At 66.4% G+C, this 16,307-nt stretch carries 13 protein-coding genes; 11 read left to right on the top strand and 2 right to left on the bottom strand.

Annotated elements, in window-relative coordinates:
• Positions 1-23 precede the first annotated feature (23 nt).
• The 8 genes from U1H82_RS04495 (at position 24) to U1H82_RS04530 (ending at position 11,826) form a co-directional block, all read left to right on the top strand.
• Positions 24-2,081, top strand: a complete 2,058-nt coding sequence (locus U1H82_RS04495; RefSeq protein ID WP_322963700.1) for a M13 family metallopeptidase — start codon at positions 24-26, stop codon at positions 2,079-2,081.
• Between the two features lie 61 nt (positions 2,082-2,142).
• Entirely contained in the window at positions 2,143-4,170 is a 2,028-nt protein-coding gene (locus U1H82_RS04500) for a M13 family metallopeptidase (protein ID WP_322963701.1), read from the top strand.
• Positions 4,171-4,248: 78 nt separating this feature from the next.
• The gene (locus U1H82_RS04505; protein WP_322963796.1) at positions 4,249-6,669 is read left to right on the top strand and encodes a hybrid sensor histidine kinase/response regulator; all 2,421 of its coding nucleotides are present in this window, start codon (positions 4,249-4,251) and stop codon (positions 6,667-6,669) included.
• A gap of 31 nt (positions 6,670-6,700) precedes the next feature.
• Positions 6,701-7,063, top strand: a complete 363-nt coding sequence (locus U1H82_RS04510) for a response regulator (RefSeq protein ID WP_322963702.1) — start codon at positions 6,701-6,703, stop codon at positions 7,061-7,063.
• An 88-nt stretch (positions 7,064-7,151) separates the two neighbouring features.
• Entirely contained in the window at positions 7,152-8,873 is a 1,722-nt protein-coding gene (ilvD, locus tag U1H82_RS04515) for a dihydroxy-acid dehydratase (protein ID WP_322963703.1), read from the top strand.
• Positions 8,860-9,246 (top strand): hypothetical protein, encoded by a 387-nt coding sequence (locus U1H82_RS04520; protein ID WP_322963704.1) that lies wholly within the window; start codon positions 8,860-8,862, stop codon positions 9,244-9,246. The genes ilvD and U1H82_RS04520 overlap by 14 nt, the downstream gene beginning before the upstream one ends.
• Complete coding sequence (locus U1H82_RS04525; protein WP_322963705.1) at positions 9,243-10,625, top strand: NAD(P)H-hydrate dehydratase; 1,383 nt, start codon at positions 9,243-9,245, stop codon at positions 10,623-10,625. The genes U1H82_RS04520 and U1H82_RS04525 overlap by 4 nt, the downstream gene beginning before the upstream one ends.
• A gap of 4 nt (positions 10,626-10,629) precedes the next feature.
• A complete protein-coding gene (locus U1H82_RS04530) occupies positions 10,630-11,826 on the top strand; it encodes a class I SAM-dependent RNA methyltransferase (protein ID WP_322963706.1) in 1,197 nt (398 codons plus the stop codon).
• On the opposite strand, the gene truA is transcribed toward U1H82_RS04530, so the two are convergent.
• Entirely contained in the window at positions 11,808-12,557 is a 750-nt protein-coding gene (gene truA / locus U1H82_RS04535) for a tRNA pseudouridine(38-40) synthase TruA (protein WP_322963707.1), read from the bottom strand. The two genes, U1H82_RS04530 and truA, sit on opposite strands and share 19 nt — an antisense overlap.
• Positions 12,554-13,459, bottom strand: coding sequence for a methionyl-tRNA formyltransferase (gene fmt, locus U1H82_RS04540; protein ID WP_322963708.1), 906 nt, complete (start codon positions 13,457-13,459; stop codon positions 12,554-12,556). Before fmt ends, truA begins: the two co-directional genes overlap by 4 nt.
• A 54-nt stretch (positions 13,460-13,513) precedes the next feature.
• Here fmt and recR point away from each other — a divergent pair, with 54 nt between their 5' ends.
• The 3 genes from recR (at position 13,514) to U1H82_RS04555 (ending at position 16,224) form a co-directional block, all read left to right on the top strand.
• Positions 13,514-14,110, top strand: a complete 597-nt coding sequence (recR, locus tag U1H82_RS04545) for a recombination mediator RecR (RefSeq protein WP_322963709.1) — start codon at positions 13,514-13,516, stop codon at positions 14,108-14,110.
• A 45-nt stretch (positions 14,111-14,155) separates the two neighbouring features.
• Positions 14,156-14,677 (top strand): peptide deformylase, encoded by a 522-nt coding sequence (def, locus tag U1H82_RS04550; RefSeq protein WP_322963710.1) that lies wholly within the window; start codon positions 14,156-14,158, stop codon positions 14,675-14,677.
• 92 nt (positions 14,678-14,769) lie between these two features.
• On the top strand, positions 14,770-16,224 hold the full coding sequence (locus tag U1H82_RS04555; RefSeq protein ID WP_322963711.1) for a DNA recombination protein RmuC: 1,455 nt from the start codon (positions 14,770-14,772) through the stop codon (positions 16,222-16,224).
• Positions 16,225-16,307 lie beyond the last annotated feature (83 nt).

Below are 16,307 nucleotides of genomic sequence, written 5' to 3' on the forward strand. Positions count from 1 at the left end.
CAATATCCTATTTGGGAATTCTGATGCGCTCTCTGCTGGTCGCCGCTCTTCTGTCCACCGCCATTTCCCCTGTCGTTGCCCAGACTGCCAACCCCATCGACAAGGCCGCGGTCGGCCCGGTCAAGCCCGATGCCAAGAACGGTCCCGAGATCGGTGATTTCGGTTTCGACATGGCGGGGCGCGATATGGCGGTGAAGCCGGGCAATGACTTTTTCGATTATTCGAACGGCACCTGGTACAAGAACACGACGATCCCCGCCGATCGCTCGTCCTATGGCATGTTCCACGTCCTGCAGGATCGCTCGCTGGAACAGACCCGCACGATCCTGGACGAAGCGACCAAGCAGCCGGGGAACAAGGCCGGTGACTTCTATGCCAGCTTCATGGACGAGGCCGCCGTCAACGCGAAGGGCGTGAGCCCGGTCAAGCCGTGGCTGGAACAGATCCGCGCGACCAAGGATCGCACCGCGCTGGCGATCGAGATGGCCAAGCTGCAACGCCAAGGCGTCGATGCGCCCATCGGTGTCTATGTCGGTCAGGATGACAAGGCCCCCGACACCTATATCCCGAACTTCGGCCAGAACGGACTGGGGCTGCCCGACCGCGATTATTATCTGAAGAACGACCCCGCGCTGGCGTCGGTCCGGACCGCCTATCAGGCCTATCTCACCAAGATGCTGACGCTGGCGGGTGAGCCCAATGCGGCGGCGCGGGCAGCGGCGGTGTATAATTTCGAAAAGGCGCTGGCGACCGTTCACTGGAGCCAGGTCGAAAGCCGCGATGCCGACAAGACCTATAACAAATGGACGGCCGCCGACTTCGCCGCCAAGGCTCCGGGTTTCCCGTGGGCGCAATATATGCAGACGCTGGGCGTCGCAGGTCGCCCCGCCTATCTGGTCGCGCAGCCCAGCGCGATCACCGGTGAGGCCAAGCTGTATAGCGAGACGCCGCTGAACGTCCTTCAGGACTATGCGATGCTGAATGTGCTGCGCAGCTATGCGGGCTATCTGTCGAGCGATTTCAACAAGACCAACTTCGCCTTTTACGGCACCACCCTGTCCGGTACGCCCCAGCAGCAGGCGCGTTGGAAGCGCGGTGTGAACCTCGTCTCCGAAAGCCTGGGCGATGACGTCGGCAAGCAATATGTCGCCAAATATTTCCCGCCGGAATCGAAGGCCGCCGCCGACGCGCTGGTCAAGAACCTGATTTCGGCGATGGGTGACCGGCTGCGCAACCTGCAATGGATGGCGCCCAAAACCAAGCAGAAGGCGCTGGCCAAGCTCGCCGCTTTCACCCCCAAGATCGGCTATCCTGACAAGTGGAAGGATTATTCGACGCTGCAGATCGACCGGGGCGATCTGGTCGGCAATGTCGCGCGGGCCAATGCCTTCGAGTTCCAGCGTGGCCTCAACAAGCTGGGCCAGCCGATCGATCGCGGCGAATGGTTCATGACGCCGATGACGATCAACGCCTATGCCAATCCGCCGATGAACGAGATCGTGTTCCCGGCGGCGATCCTCCAGCCGCCCTTCTTCGACCCGAAGGCAGATCCGGCGGTCAACTATGGCGGCATCGGTGCGGTGATCGGGCATGAGATCAGCCATCACTTCGACGATCAGGGCCGCAAGTACGACGCGACCGGCAAGCTGACCGACTGGTGGACGCCGCAGGACGTGGCGCGCTTCAAGACCTTCACCGACAAGCTGGTGAAGCAATATGACGCCTACGAACCGCTGCCGGGTCAGCATGTCCAGGGCGAGCTGACGCTGGGCGAGAATATCGCCGATCTGGCGGGCCTGACGGTGGCACTCGACGCCTATCACAAGTCGCTGGGTGGCAAGCCCGCGCCGATCATCGACGGCACGACCGGCGACCAGCGCTTCTATTATGGCTGGGCGCAGGTGTGGCGGACCAAGTGGCGCGAACCGGCGCTTCGCCAGGCGCTGCTGTCCGATCCGCACTCGCCGGGCCATGACCGTGTGCTGACCGTGCGCAATCTCGATCCCTGGTATGCGGCGTTCAAGGTCCAGCCGACCGACAAGATGGCGTTGCCGCCCGCGAAGCGCGTCCGCATCTGGTAATCGACTGCTTAAAGGCTCTCCGGCACCGACCGGAGGGCCATTTTTCGTTTCGGAGAGAATGATGAAGAGCTTGGCTATCGCCGCGCTGCTCGGTGCGACCGCGATCACCGGTGCCGTGGCGCTGAACGCGCAGGACCGGCCCGCCGTGTCGAACGGCCCGACCTATGGGCATTTCGGCTTTGACGAAAAGGGCATGGACAAGTCGGTTCGCCCCGGCGACGACTTCTATTCCTTCGCCAATGGCGAATGGGCGAAGACCACCGTCATTCCGGCGGACAAGTCGAGCTATGGTTCGTTCGACGTGCTGGCCGATCTGTCGCGCGACCGCACACACACCATCCTGGAACAGGCCAAGGGCCAGCGGAGCCAGATCGGCACCGCCTATGCCACCTATCTCGACACCGCCACGATCGAGGCCAAGGGCCTGGCGCCGATCCAGCCCTGGCTCGACCGGATCAAGGGGCTGACCGACAAGTCCGGCTATGCCGCGCTGCTGGCCCAGGCGGATCGCAACGGCGTCGGCATTCCGTTCGGCTCGGGCGTTGGTCAGGATGCGCGTCAGCCCAATCTCTATACGGTCGGCCTGCGCCAGTCGGGCCTGGGGATGCCGGACCGCGACTATTATCTCAGCGACGATCCCAAGCTCGCGGCCGCCCGTACCGCCTATCAGGCGCATCTGGCCAAGATGCTGACCATGGCGGGCGAACCGGATGCCGAGGCGCGGGCCAAGGCGATCGTCTCGTTCGAGACCGAGATCGCCAAGGTCCATTGGACCCGGATCGACAGCCGCGACCGGACCAAGACCTATAACAAGATGACGGTGGCCGATCTGGCGAAGTCCGCGCCGGGATTCGACTTCGCGACCTATCTGAAGGGCGTGGGCACACCGGTCGACACGCTGGTCGTGGCGCAGCCATCGGCCGTGACGGGCATCGCCGCGCTGATCCAGTCGACGCCGATCGCGGTGTTGAAGGACCAGTTGCTGGCCCGCTCGCTCGACGAGTTCGCCGATGTCCTCCCCGCCAAGTTCGACCAGGAGCAGTTCGCCTTTTACGGCACCACCCTGTCGGGCACGCCGCAGCAGCAGGAACGCTGGAAGCGCGCGGTCGACTTCACCAGCAGCGCGCTCGCCGACGAGGTGAGCAAGGTCTATGTCGCGCGCTACTTCCCGCCCGCGACCAAGCTGGCGGCGGATGCGCTGGTCAAGAACGTCCTGGCGGCCATGGGCAAGCGGATCGACCAGCTCGACTGGATGGCACCGGAGACCAAGGCGAAGGCACATGCCAAGCTGGCGGCTTTCACGCCGAAGATCGGTTACCCGGATCGTTGGAAGGATTATTCGGGGCTGAAGATCGTCAGCGGCGACGCCTTCGGCAACGCCCTGCGCGCGGCCCAGTGGCGCCACCAATATGAGATCAGCCATCTCGGCAAGCCGATCCAGCGTTGGGAATGGGGCATGACCCCGATGACGGTGAATGCTTATGCCAATTTCGGCATGGTCGAAATCGTCTTCCCCGCCGCGATCCTGCAACCGCCCTTCTTCGATCCGAAGGCCGATGCGGCGGTGAACTATGGCGGCATCGGCGCGGTGATCGGCCATGAGCTGAGCCATCATTTCGACGATCAGGGATCGAAGTTCGATGCCAAGGGCCAGTTAACCGACTGGTGGACGGACGGCGACGTCAAGGCGTTCAAGGCGCGCACGGCGGCGCTGGTGAAGCAATATGACGCCTATGAGCCGCTGCCCGGCCTGCATGTGAAGGGCGCGCTGACCCTGGGTGAGAATGTCGCCGATCTGGCGGGCTTGTCGGTCGCCTATGATGCCTATCACGCTTCGCTGGGCGGCAAACCCGCGCCGGTGATCGACGGCTTTACCGGGGACCAGCGCTTCTATCTCGGCTGGGCGCAGGTGTGGCGGCGCAATTACCGTGAGGCGAACTTGCGCAATCGCCTGCTGACCGATCCGCATTCCCCGTCGCAGCAGCGCGCCTGGGTCGTGCGCAATCTCGATCCCTGGTATGCCGCCTATGATCCCAAGCCCGGCGACAAGCTGTACCTGGCGCCCGACCAGCGCGTTCGAATCTGGTAATCTTCATTCGCTTCCCGGCATGGGCCTTTGATCCAAGGATCGCGCTTGACCCATGCCGGGTCGCCGGATGAAGAGTTCATGATGGCGATCGCGTCTCTCGAAAGATTTCAACCAGTCCGTATCGCGGCCGCCGTGTCGATCGCGAGCGGCGCGGGCGCGGCGGCGCTGCTGTTCGTGGCGATTCGCAGCTGGATCGTTGCGGCCGGGTTTTTGGCGGCGGCGCTGCTCGCCTTTGGCGTCATTCTCGTCTGGCGCCTGCTGACCCCGCGCGTCGAACAGGCGCGGCGAAGTATCGATTGGGATTTCGCGCGGGTCGTGGCTGATGCCAGCCTGGACGCGATCGCGGTGACGGACCGCGCGGGGCGGCTGGTCTGTGCAAACGACGCCTATGCCTCGCTTTTTCCGATGATGCCGACCCCGCCGGGCGTCCCCCTCGACGCGCCCTCGGTCGAGGCATTGGCGCAGGCCGGGCGGACCGCGTGGCGCGACGGCCTGGGCCGTGCCGACCGGATCGCGGTGATGGGCACTGAATTGTCGGTGCTGGTGACGCGGGCGGGGGACGAGGCGGACCTGCTGGTCTGGCGTTTCGCCATCGCCGAGGAGCAGGATCTGGCTGAGACGGTCGAGCGGTTGATCGGCGGTATTCACGGCGACCGGCTGGGTACGGCGGGCGTCATGGCGGCGCTGATTGCGCCGGATGGCCGGGTACGCGCCGCGAACCGCGTGCTGTGCGCACGGGCGATGGGCGGCGAGATGATTTCGATCGTCGGCCGCGACTTCGCGACCTTCCTGGCGCATGATCCGAGCGGACAGGTCCGCTTCGCCGCCGAACTGGCGCGAGGCGATGGCAAGCCGCTACGCATCCTGCAAATCCCCTTTGTCGAGGGGGAGGGCGCGCCCATGCTGGTCGTGCTGCTTGACGAGGAGGAGCAACTGGTCGCGCCGCCGGGCGCCAGCGCGGGCAGCCATGTGCGCGGTCTCGTCTCGCTGATGCCGTTCGGCATCGCGCTGGTCGACCGCGACGGGCGTTTCATCCAGATGAACTCGGCCTTCATGCGGGCTGCCGGCGTGAACGGTACGGCGCCACCGCTCTACCCCGGCGATCTGGTCGTGCGCGAGGACAAGGCGGCGGTGGCCGACGCGATCCGGCGCTTCGCCAGCGGCGCGACCCATTCGGCCGACATGGCGGTCCGGCTGAAGGATCATCCCGAGGAGCCCGTCGCCCTCACCATCGCGGGCGCGCGGGGGCTGGGCGAGGCAGCGGTGCTGCTCAGCCTGAAGGACAATTCGGAGGAAAGCCGCCTGAAGCGCGAAGTCGCCCAGGCGACCAAGATGCAGGCGGTCGGCCAGCTGGCGGGCGGCGTCGCGCATGACTTCAACAACATCCTGACCGCGATCATCGGCCACTGCGACCTGATGCTGATGCGCCATTCGCCCGGCGACAGCGACTATGACGATATTCAACAGATTCGCACCAACTCGAACCGCGCCGCCAGCCTGACCCGCCAGCTGCTCGCCTTTTCGCGGCAGCAGACGCTGCGACCGCAAATCCTGCAACTGCCCGATGTCGTGTCGGAGGTGTCGAACCTGCTCAAGCGGCTGCTTGGCGAGCGGGTGCGACTGGACGTCAGCCATGGTCGCAATCTGGGGCCGGTGCGCGCCGATCCGGGGCAGTTGGAACAGGTGGTCGTCAACCTGGCGGTCAATGCCCGCGACGCGATCCTGGAAAATGAACCGGTGGGCGGCGGCATCCTGACCATCCAGACGCGGGCCGTGTCCATGGCCGATGCCCGCGCGCTGAACAATGATATCCTGCCTGCCGCCGATTACACCGCGCTGATCATGAGCGATAACGGCACCGGCATCCCGCCCGAAATCCTGGGTAAGATTTTCGAGCCGTTCTTCACCACCAAGGAGTTGGGGAAGGGCACCGGCTTGGGCCTGTCGACGGTCTATGGCATCATCAAACAATCGGGCGGCTATATCTTCGCCGATTCGCCGCCGGGTGGGGGAGCGAAATTCTCCATCTATCTGCCGGTCCATGCCGCGCCCGCCGTGTCGCCCGCCAAGGCCAGCCCGGCCAGGCCCGCGGCCAAGACCACGACCACTTGGGGCTCCGGCACGATCCTGCTGGTCGAGGACGAGGACATGGTCCGCGCCGTCGCCGAACGGGCGCTGTCGCGGCAGGGCTATACCGTGATCTCCGCCGAGAATGGCGAGGCCGCGCTCGAAATGCTCGACAAGCATGGCAAGCCCGATCTGCTGATCTCCGACGTGGTCATGCCGACGATGGACGGCCCGACGATGGTCGGGCTGGTCCGCCAGCGCTATCCCGACCTCGCGGTCCTGTTCATGTCGGGCTATGCCGAGGAACAGCTGCGCAAATCGATCACCCTGCCCAATGTCGGCTTCCTGCCCAAGCCCTTCTCGGTCCAGCAACTGGCGGAGGCGACGCAGGCCGCGCTGACGCAAGACGGCGGGCCGGGCGCCCTATCGTAACAAGCGGCTGGCGGATGGCGCAAACCATGTTATGGCGATGACGATGAAAGAGCCCGTGCAGATCCTCATCGTCGAGGACGAACCCCTGATCGCCATGATGCTCGAGGACTTCCTGGATGTCCTCGACAAACAGGTTGCGGGCACTGTCGACAGCGTCGACGACGCGCTGGCCCGCGTGGCCGAGGGCGGTATCGACGCCGCCATTCTGGACGTCAACCTGCGGGGCGGCCAGAAGAGCACGCCCGTCGCCGAAGCGTTGGCTGAGCGCGGCGTGCCCTTCGTTTTCGCCACCGGCGGCGCTGACGACGCGGTGGACGAGCGTTTCCGGGACCGTCCGCGCTTGCAAAAGCCATTTACCATGGACGGCGTGGCAAGGGCATTGGGTTCGCTCTGACCCGATAACGCCTGTTAAAGGTGGGTTTTTAGGGCATCTGCGAAATTTGCTTGCGTCAGGGGGGCGTCTGGCGACATAGGCCTGCGCCATGACACGCCAATTCAACAAGTCCCGCCTGCCGTCCCGCCACGTTTCCGTCGGGCCGGAGCGCGCGCCGCACCGCAGCTATTATTACGCCATGGGTATCCAGGAAGAGGATATCGCCAAGCCCTTCGTCGCGCTGGCGAGTGCCGGGAATAATTCGGCCCCATGCAACACCACGCTCGATGCGCAGGCCGATGCCGCGCAGGGCGGCGTCATCCGCGGCGGCGGCATGCCGCGCCGGTTCAACACCATCACCGTGACCGACGGCATCGCCATGGGCCATCAGGGCATGAAGGCCTCGCTGGTCAGTCGCGAGGTCATCGCCGATTCGGTCGAGCTGTCGGTGCGCGGCCATTGCTATGACGCGTTGGTCGGCTTTGCGGGGTGCGACAAGTCGCTGCCCGGTATGATGATGGCGATGCTGCGGCTGAACGTGCCGTCGATCTTCGTCTATGGTGGCTCGATCCTGCCCGGCCGTCACCAGGACCGCGACGTGACCGTCGTCGACGTGTTCGAGGCCGTGGGCCAGCATGCGGCGGGCAATTGTCCGCTCCACGACCTGATCGCGCTCGAAAAAGTTGCGTGCCCCGGCCACGGCGCGTGCGGGGGGCAGTTCACGGCCAACACCATGGCGTGCGTCGGCGAGGCGATCGGCCTGTCGCTACCCAACAGCAACATGATGCCCGCGCCCTTCCTCGACCGCCATGGCATTGCCGAGGCAGCGGGCGAGCAGGTGATGGAGCTGGTCGCTCGCAATATCCGCCCGCGCGACATCTGTACGCGCGAGGCGTTCGAGAATGCCGCCCGCGTCGTCGCGGCGACCGGCGGTTCGACCAATGCGGGGCTGCATCTGCCAGCCATGGCGAACGAGGCGGGGATCGACTTCGACCTGTTCGACGTTGCCGAAATCTTCAAGACGACCCCCTATATCGCCGATCTGAAGCCCGGTGGCCGCTATGTCGCCAAGGATATGTATGAGGCGGGCGGCGTCTATATGCTGATGAAGACGCTGCTGGCGGGCGGCTATCTGCACGGCGACTGCATCACCGTGACCGGCAAGACGCTGGCCGAGAATATCGACGAGGTGACCTGGAACCCCGACCAGAAGGTCATCTATGACGTGAAGACGCCGATCACGCCGACCGGGGGTGTGGTGGGTCTGCGCGGTTCGCTGGCGCCCGAGGGCGCGATCGTGAAGGTGGCAGGCATGAAGCGCCTCCAGTTCGAGGGTACGGCGCGGGTCTTCGATTGCGAGGAAGAGGCGTTTGCAGCCGTCGAGGCGCGTGCCATCACCGACGGAACGGTCGTCGTCATCCGCTATGAAGGGCCAAAGGGCGGTCCGGGCATGCGCGAGATGCTGTCGACCACGGCGGCGCTTTATGGCCAGGGGCTGGGCGAGAAGGTCGCGCTCATCACCGATGGGCGCTTCTCCGGCGGCACGCGCGGCTTCTGCATTGGCCATGTCGGGCCGGAGGCGGCCGATGGCGGCCCGATCGCGCTGGTCGAGGACGGCGATATCATTCGCATCGATGCCGAGGCCGGGACGATCGACCTCGACGTCGAACCCGCCGTGCTGGACGAGCGGCGCGCGCGCTGGACCCCGCGCGTGAACGATTACCAATCCGGCGTGTTGTGGCGCTATGCCCAGAATGTCGGCCCCGCGCATCAGGGCGCGGTCACGCACCCCGGCGCCAAGTCCGAGCGCCATGTCTATGCGGATATCTGACGCGCCGTGGCTGGCTGGTGCCTTGGCACTGGCCGGTTGCTCGGGCGGGCAGGGGGATCGGCAGGCCGCTGCCGAGAATAGCCCCGCCGCCGAGCAGAAGCCGGGCCTGTCGATCGCATGCGCGCTGGCGGGGGCTGCGGTCTTCGCCAAGGACTGCACCGTCGAGCAATCGGCGACCGGCGGTCCGGTGATCCTGACGGTGCGTCATCCCGATGGCGGCTTTCGGCGATTGCAGGTCACGCAGGATGGGCGCGGGGTGGCGTCGGCAGACGGTGCCTTGCCCGCCTCGGTTTCGATCGCGGGCGATCGGCAGATCGAAATCCGTGTCGGCGACGATCGGTATCGGCTTCCGGCGACGATCGGCACACCGTGACGCCGATCGACGGCCTTCCCGTTCTGACCGCCGCCGAGATGCGGGCGGCCGAGCAGTCCGCGATGGCGGCGGGTGTTGCCGAAGCCACGCTGATGGAGCGTGCAGGCGGCTTGGTCGCGCAAGCCGTCGCCCGGTTGGCGGCAGGGCGCGAGGTGCTGGTCCTGTGTGGACCGGGCAATAATGGCGGCGATGGATATATCGCGGCGGCGGCGCTTCGCCGACAAGGACTGTCGGTCCGGGTGGCCGCCAGCCACGATCCTCGCAGCGATGGGGCGCTATGGGCGCGAACGGCATGGGACGGGCCGATCGAATCGCTCGATCGGGTAGACCCCGCACCGGTCCTGGTCGACGCCATCTTTGGCACTGGCCTGTCCCGTGCGCCCGACGATGCGGTGCAGACGGTCCTGGCGCGGTTGGTGGCAGCGGCCGGTTTGCGCATCGCCGTCGATCTGCCGAGCGGGGTGTCAACCGACGACGGCAAGACATGGGGCCAAGTGCCACGCTTCGACGTGACGCTGGCGCTGGGTGCGGTGAAGCCGTCGCATCTTCTGCAACCTGCGGCGAGCGTGATGGGCCATGTGCGGCTGCTCGACATCGGCGTTCCCGTGTCATCGCAAGTGCGCGTCCTGACGCAACCGGCCTTGCCCGAGCCTGACGCCGCGTCTCACAAATATAGCCGTGGCATGGTCGCGGTCGTCGCCGGGAGCATGTCGGGGGCATCCGAACTCGCCGCGCTGGCGGCATTGCGGGCCGGGGCCGGTTATGTGCTTCACCTCGCGTCCGATCGTTGTCCGGCGTCCGCCGCGCCCCATGCGATCGTGCGCCGGGCCTATGTGGGGGAGGCGCTGGATGAGAAGCGGATCGGTGCGGCGGTGATCGGCCCCGGCCTGGGACGTGACGGCGATGCCCGTGACCGGCTCGCGGCGGCGCTGAGTAGCGGGCGTCCGCTGGTGATCGATGGCGATGCGCTTCGCCTAGTCGAATTTGACGACCTTGCCAGACATGACGCGGCAAAGATTCTCACGCCGCACGGCGGCGAATTCCAGCATCTTTTCGGCGATATTGCGGGCGACAAGCTGACCGCGACGCGCGAAGCCGCCCGGCGGACCGGTGCGGTCATCGTCCATAAGGGCGCCGACACGGTCATCGCTGCCCCCGATGGCCGGGCGATCCTATGCCCCGAGGCCAGCCCCTGGCTATCCACCGCAGGGACCGGCGATGTGTTGGCAGGCGCGGTCGGCGCCATGCTGGCGGCGGGGCTGGAGGCGATCGCGGCCGCCGAGGCGGGCGTCTGGCTTCATGCCCAGGCGGCGCGGGCATGCGGCAAGGCTTTCATCGCGGACGACTTGGCAGACGCGCTTTCCGCCGTCAGAGGCTGATCGCATGAGTGATACCATTATCCGCGTCGCCGCCCGTGGCGACGGCGTGACCGCGACCGGCCGCCATGCCGCCTTTGCCGCGCCCGGCGACACCCTGACGGCCGATGGCCATGTCGTGCCCGGCCCGCATCATCAGACTCCACCGTGCGGCCACTTCCCGCGTTGCGGCGGGTGTCAGCTCCAGCATCTGGACGACGAGAGCTATGCCGGGTTCGTGACCGACCGGATCGCCTCGGCGCTCGATGCCCAGGGGCTGGCCGTCCCCTTACGTCCGGCGCATCTCTCCCCTTCGCACAGCCGTCGCCGCGCGACTTTGCATGCCGAGGCCAAGGGCGGGCGCGTGCTGATCGGCTTTTCCGAGGAAAAGAGCCACGCCATCGTCGACATGGCCGAATGCCATATCCTCCACCCCAGCCTCTTTGCGCTGGTCGCGCCCTTGCGCGCCCTGCTTCAGCGGCTGGGGTTCAAGCGGCGCGGGGACGTGCATCTGGCCCTTGCCGATCAGGGGGCGGATATCCTCGTCACCAGCTTCTCGCCCGACGGGCTGGAGGCGGCCGAGACGATCATCGGTTTTTGCCAACGGCACGGCGTCGCGCGCTTCTCGGTCGATGATGGCTTGGGCGCGGAGACGCGCTGGGAGCCAGAGCCGGTGACGATCACGCTGGGCGGTATCGGTGTTCCGCTGCCCCCCGGGGCCTTCCTGCAAGCGACGGACGATGGTGAGGCGGCGCTGGTCGCCGCCGTGCGCGAGGCGGTGGGCAATCCCCTTACCACCGCTGATCTGTTCGCCGGGCTAGGCACCTTCGCACTCGCACTGCCGGGCAAGGTCTATGCCGCCGAGGGTGCGCGCGATGCGATCCTGTCGCTGAAGGGCGCGGCCAATGCGGCGGGGCGCATGGTCTTTGCCGAGCATCGCGATCTTTATCGCCGCCCGCTAACCAAAGCCGAACTGGACCGGTTCGATGCCATCGTCCTCGACCCGCCCCGTGCCGGTGCCCGCGATCAGGCGGAGGCGTTGGCGAGCGCGCAGGTCGGCGCGGTCGCCTATGTCTCGTGCAATCCGGCGAGCTTTGCGCGCGATGCCAGGGCGATGGTCGATCAGGGCTGGCAGCTCGATTGGGTGCAGCCGGTGGGGCAATTCCGCTGGTCGACCCATGTCGAGCTGGCAGCGCGTTTCTCGCGTCAGGCCTCGTCCGGATAATCCGCCCGGACGAAGAACAGCCCGTCCGACGGCGCGTTCAGCCCCAGCTGCGCGCGGTCGCGGGCGTTCAGCGCGGCTTCCACGTCGTCCGGCGTCCAGCGGCCCATGCCGACCAGCGCCAGGCATCCGACCATCGACCGCACTTGATGATGCAGGAAGGACCGGGCGGCGGCACGGATGACCAGCCGCGTGCCCACCCGTTCGACCGAAAGCATATCGAGCGTCCGCACCGGGCTGTCCGCCTGACAATGGACCGAGCGAAAGGTGGTGAAGTCGTGCCGCCCGACCAGCCGTGCGGCGGCGTCCGCCATGCTCACCTCATCCAGCAGCTGCGGCACTTGCCATGCCAATCCGGCTTCATGGGTCAGGGGCGCGCGGCGATTGACGATATGATATTCGTAAGAACGGCGGATGCACGAGAAGCGGGCATGCCAGTCGGGCGCGACCTCGACGCAATCGAGCACGGCGACGGGGGCGGGACGCGCGCGCGCATTGATCGCCTCCATGAGGCGAAAGGGTGCGATGGCTTTCTCGACATCGACATGCGCCCGCATCGCAAAGCCGTGCACGCCCGCATCGGTGCGTCCGGCGGCATGGACGGCGGTGCGCTCGCCAGTCACGGCATGGATTGCGTCCTCCAGCGTCTGCTGGACGCTCGGTCCATGCGATTGGCGCTGCCAGCCCATGAAGGGCCGCCCGTCAAACTCGACCGTCAGCGCGAATCGCGTCAAAGCCGCGTCCCCGCCGGGATCGCAAAACCGCGCAGCAGATCCTCGGCGCTCGATACGCCACGCCCGGCGCGTTGCACCGTGACGGGACGAAGCGCCCCTTCGCCACAGCTGATGGTCAGCCGGTCGTCCAGCACCTCGCCGGGCGCGCCCTGGCCATCGGCCAGTTCGGCCGACAGGATCTTGATCCGCTCGCCCTGATACTCGAACCACGCGCCCGGTGCGGGATGGAAGGCACGGACCTGCCGTTCCAGTGCGATCGCGGTGGCCGTGAAGTCGAGCCGCGTCTCGGCCTTGTCGATCTTGGCGGCATAGGTGACGCCCTCGACGGGTTGGGGGCGGGGCGGATAGCGGGCCGGATCGGCCAGCACCTGCACCATCAACGCCGCCCCCATTGCGGCGAGTTCATCGGTCAGCTCCCCGGTGGTCTTACGCCCGATCGGCGTCGAGCCTTCCAGCCGTACCGGCCCGGTATCGAGCCCGGCCTCCATCTGCATGATGCCGACCCCGGTCACCACGTCCCCGGCCAGGATCGCACGCTGGATCGGCGCAGCCCCCCGCCAGCGCGGCAGGAGCGACCCATGGACGTTCAGGCATCCCAGGCGCGGCGCTTCCAGGATCGGCTTGGGCAGGATCAGGCCATAGGCCGCGACCACCGCGACATCGGCCTCGAACTCGGCAAACCGCGCCTGCTCTTCGTTCGAGCGCAACGATACCGGCGTCAGCACCGGAATGCCCAGACCTTCCGCCGTCTGTTGGACCGGCGACGGCACCAGTTGCCGCCCGCGACGCCCGCCGGGGCGCGGCGGCTGGCTATAGCTGGCGACGACCTGATGCCCGGCCTCGACCAGTGCTTGCAGAACCGGGACGGCAAAGCCCGGCGTACCCATGAAGATGATCCGCATGCCCCAAGCCTCTCTGCGCTGGCGGGACGGCGCGCAACCCCCTATCTGTCCGTCATGGCATCCCCCGAGATCGAGGCGCTGACCCAGGCGCTGGCGCGTATTCCTGGCCTTGGCCCCCGATCGGCACGTCGCGCGGTCCTGCATCTGCTGAAAAAGCGGGAGGCGGCGCTGGTGCCGCTGCTGACGGCGCTGGGGGCGGTCGAGGAACGGCTGGAGACCTGTTCGACCTGCGGCAATATCGATACGGCCAACCCTTGCGCGATCTGTGCCGACCCGCGGCGGGACGCAGGCGCACTGTGCGTGGTCGAGGAGGTTGCCGACCTTTGGGCGCTGGAGCGGTCGCGGCTGTTTCCGGGACGCTTCCATGTGCTGGGCGGCCGCCTTTCCGCGCTGGAGGGGGTGCGGCCCGAGGACCTGACGATCGACGCCCTGGTCCGCCGGATCGAGGGCGGCGGCGTTGACGAGGTCGTGCTGGCGATGAACGCCACGCTGGAGGGGCAGACCACCGCCCATTACGTCGCCGAGCGGATCGAGCGTTTTCCGGTGCGCGTGACCCAGCTTGCCCACGGCCTGCCGGTCGGCGGCGAGTTGGACTATCTGGATGAAGGCACGCTGGCCCAGGCGCTGCGCGCGCGACGGCCGGTGGTGTGATCCGCCCGCTTGACGGGTTCGGCCGCTGACCGTAGCGAAACCGTCATGGCCATTCTTCCGATCGTCGAAGTTCCCGACCCCCGCCTGCGTCTCGTCTCCAAGCCCGTCGAGACGGTGGACGATAATGTCCGCCAGCTCGTCGCCGACATGATCGAGACGATGTACGACGCGCACGGTATCGGCCTGGCCGCGATCCAGGTCGGCGTAGACCAGCGTATCCTCGTCATCGACCTCCAGGAGGAAGAGGATGAGGAAGGCAAGCCGGTCAAGAACCCGAAGGCCTATATCAACCCCGAAATCCTGTCGGTCAGCGAAGAGCTGTCGACCTATAACGAAGGCTGTCTGTCGATCCCCGAGCAATATGCCGAGGTGAAGCGTCCCGCCTCCTGCCGCGTCAAATGGCTGGATGAAAAGGGTGAGGGGCATGAGGCCGAACTCGACGGGCTGCTCGCCACCTGCATGCAGCATGAGATCGACCATCTGAACGGCGTGCTGTTCATCGATCACGTCAGCCGGCTGAAGCGCGACATGCTGATGCGCAAGCTGAACAAGATCCGGAAGGGCTGACCTATCCGGACCAAGCCGGTCGAATGGCCTTGTTCGACCGGCTTCGTTCGTTCTATGTTCTGACCTGTCCCAAGGTTTGACAGGTTGCCATGATGCCCGAATTGATCGCAGTCGCGTTGCTCGCTCTCCTATTGGGAGGCGTCGTCGGCTGGCTGGTCGCGCGGCGCAAGGCCGATGGCTTGGCCGCTGAACTGGCCACCGCCCAGACCCGTGCGGCGGAAGTGGAGCCGCTGCGCAGCGCGCGCGATATCGCCGAGCGTGAACGAAGCGACGCGCTCCAGGCGCTGGCCGAATTGCGGGGGCGGGCGGCCGATCTGGACGTGATCCGCGCCGCGCGTGATGCCGTCGAAGCGGAACGTAACGCCGCCCTGCGTGAACTGGCCGAATTGCGGGCGCGTGCGCAGGAACGCGACGCGGCCTATGCCCAGACGCTGGAAGCGCTGGGTCAGGCGCGCGAGCAGATCAACGCCCAGTTCGGCGAAGCCGCGGCCCGCGCGCTCGAGGTGGCACAGCGCCAGTTTCTGGAGCGCGCCGAAGCCCGTTTCCGCCAGTCGGAAGAAGCCTCTGGCCAGACGCTCAAGGCCTTGCTCGATCCGGTCCACCAGCGGCTTCAGCGTTATGAGGAAGGCGTTCGGAAGGTCGAGGACGAGCGGCGCGGCGCCTTTGGCGAGTTGAAGGGCCAGATCGAGGCGATGCGGATCGGGCAGGAGCGTGTGTCGGGTGAGGCGGCCAAGCTCGTCAACGCGCTGCGCAACGCCCCCAAGGCGCGCGGGCGCTGGGGGGAACAGCAGCTTCGCAATGTGCTGGAAAGCTGCGGCCTCTCCGAACATGCCGATTTCCAGACCGAGGTCAGCGTCGCGGACGGGGAGGGTGGCCGCCTGCGCCCCGATGCGATCGTGCGCGTGCCGGGCGGCAAGGCGTTGGTGATCGACGCCAAGGTTTCGCTGAACGACTATCAAGATGCATTCGGCGCGGTCGACGAACCCGAACGGCAGCTGGGCCTGGCGCGCCATGCCGCCGCGATGCGCGCGCATGTCAACGGGCTGGGCAATAAGAGCTATTGGAGCCAGTTCGAGGACGCGCCGGACTATGTCATCATGTTTGTGCCGGGCGAGCATTTCCTGTCGGCGGCGCTGGAGAATGACCCGACACTCTGGGACTTCGCGTTTGAAAAGAAGGTGCTGTTGGCGACCCCGACGAACCTGATCGCCATAGCGCGAACCGTTGCTGCCGTCTGGCGCCAGGAGAAACTGGCTCAACAGGCCCATGAAATTGGCCTGCTCGGCAAGGAATTGTTCGGTCGCCTGTCGGTCATGGGCGGCCATGTCGCGAAGCTAGGCAAGAATCTCGATACGGCGATGACCGCATACAATGCCTTCGTCGGCAGCCTCGAGAGCAATGTCTTGACGAGCGCCAAGCGTTTTGAGGCTTTGAATATTGACACTGGGGGCAAGACCATCGAGTCGCCGCCGCTCATCGAACAATCGGTTCGCCCGTTAACCAAGCTGATGCCGGTCGCCGACCTGGCGGAGGCTGAGGCGGAGTAAACGGGTCGGTACGCTACGGGTGAGCTGGCGCAATTCCTCCCCTGCAAGGGGAGGAATAGGGAGACGCCTGCCGGAAGCGTCTC

The sequence above is a fragment of the Sphingomonas fuzhouensis genome (assembly GCF_034659795.1).
Lineage (GTDB): Bacteria > Pseudomonadota > Alphaproteobacteria > Sphingomonadales > Sphingomonadaceae > Sphingomonas > Sphingomonas fuzhouensis.

Excerpts from the sequence above, each read along its gene's own strand:
- U1H82_RS04495 (WP_322963700.1), top strand. The coding sequence starts at position 24 with ATGCGCTCTCTGCTGGTCGCCGCTCTTCTGTCCACCGCCATTTCCCCT.
- U1H82_RS04500 (WP_322963701.1), top strand. The coding sequence starts at position 2,143 with ATGAAGAGCTTGGCTATCGCCGCGCTGCTCGGTGCGACCGCGATCACC.
- U1H82_RS04505 (WP_322963796.1), top strand. The coding sequence starts at position 4,249 with ATGATGGCGATCGCGTCTCTCGAAAGATTTCAACCAGTCCGTATCGCG.
- U1H82_RS04510 (WP_322963702.1), top strand. The coding sequence starts at position 6,701 with ATGGCGATGACGATGAAAGAGCCCGTGCAGATCCTCATCGTCGAGGAC.
- ilvD (WP_322963703.1), top strand. The coding sequence starts at position 7,152 with ATGACACGCCAATTCAACAAGTCCCGCCTGCCGTCCCGCCACGTTTCC.
- U1H82_RS04520 (WP_322963704.1), top strand. The coding sequence starts at position 8,860 with ATGCGGATATCTGACGCGCCGTGGCTGGCTGGTGCCTTGGCACTGGCC.
- U1H82_RS04530 (WP_322963706.1), top strand. The coding sequence starts at position 10,630 with ATGAGTGATACCATTATCCGCGTCGCCGCCCGTGGCGACGGCGTGACC.
- fmt (WP_322963708.1), bottom strand. The coding sequence starts at position 13,459 with ATGCGGATCATCTTCATGGGTACGCCGGGCTTTGCCGTCCCGGTTCTG.
- recR (WP_322963709.1), top strand. The coding sequence starts at position 13,514 with ATGGCATCCCCCGAGATCGAGGCGCTGACCCAGGCGCTGGCGCGTATT.
- def (WP_322963710.1), top strand. The coding sequence starts at position 14,156 with ATGGCCATTCTTCCGATCGTCGAAGTTCCCGACCCCCGCCTGCGTCTC.
- U1H82_RS04555 (WP_322963711.1), top strand. The coding sequence starts at position 14,770 with ATGCCCGAATTGATCGCAGTCGCGTTGCTCGCTCTCCTATTGGGAGGC.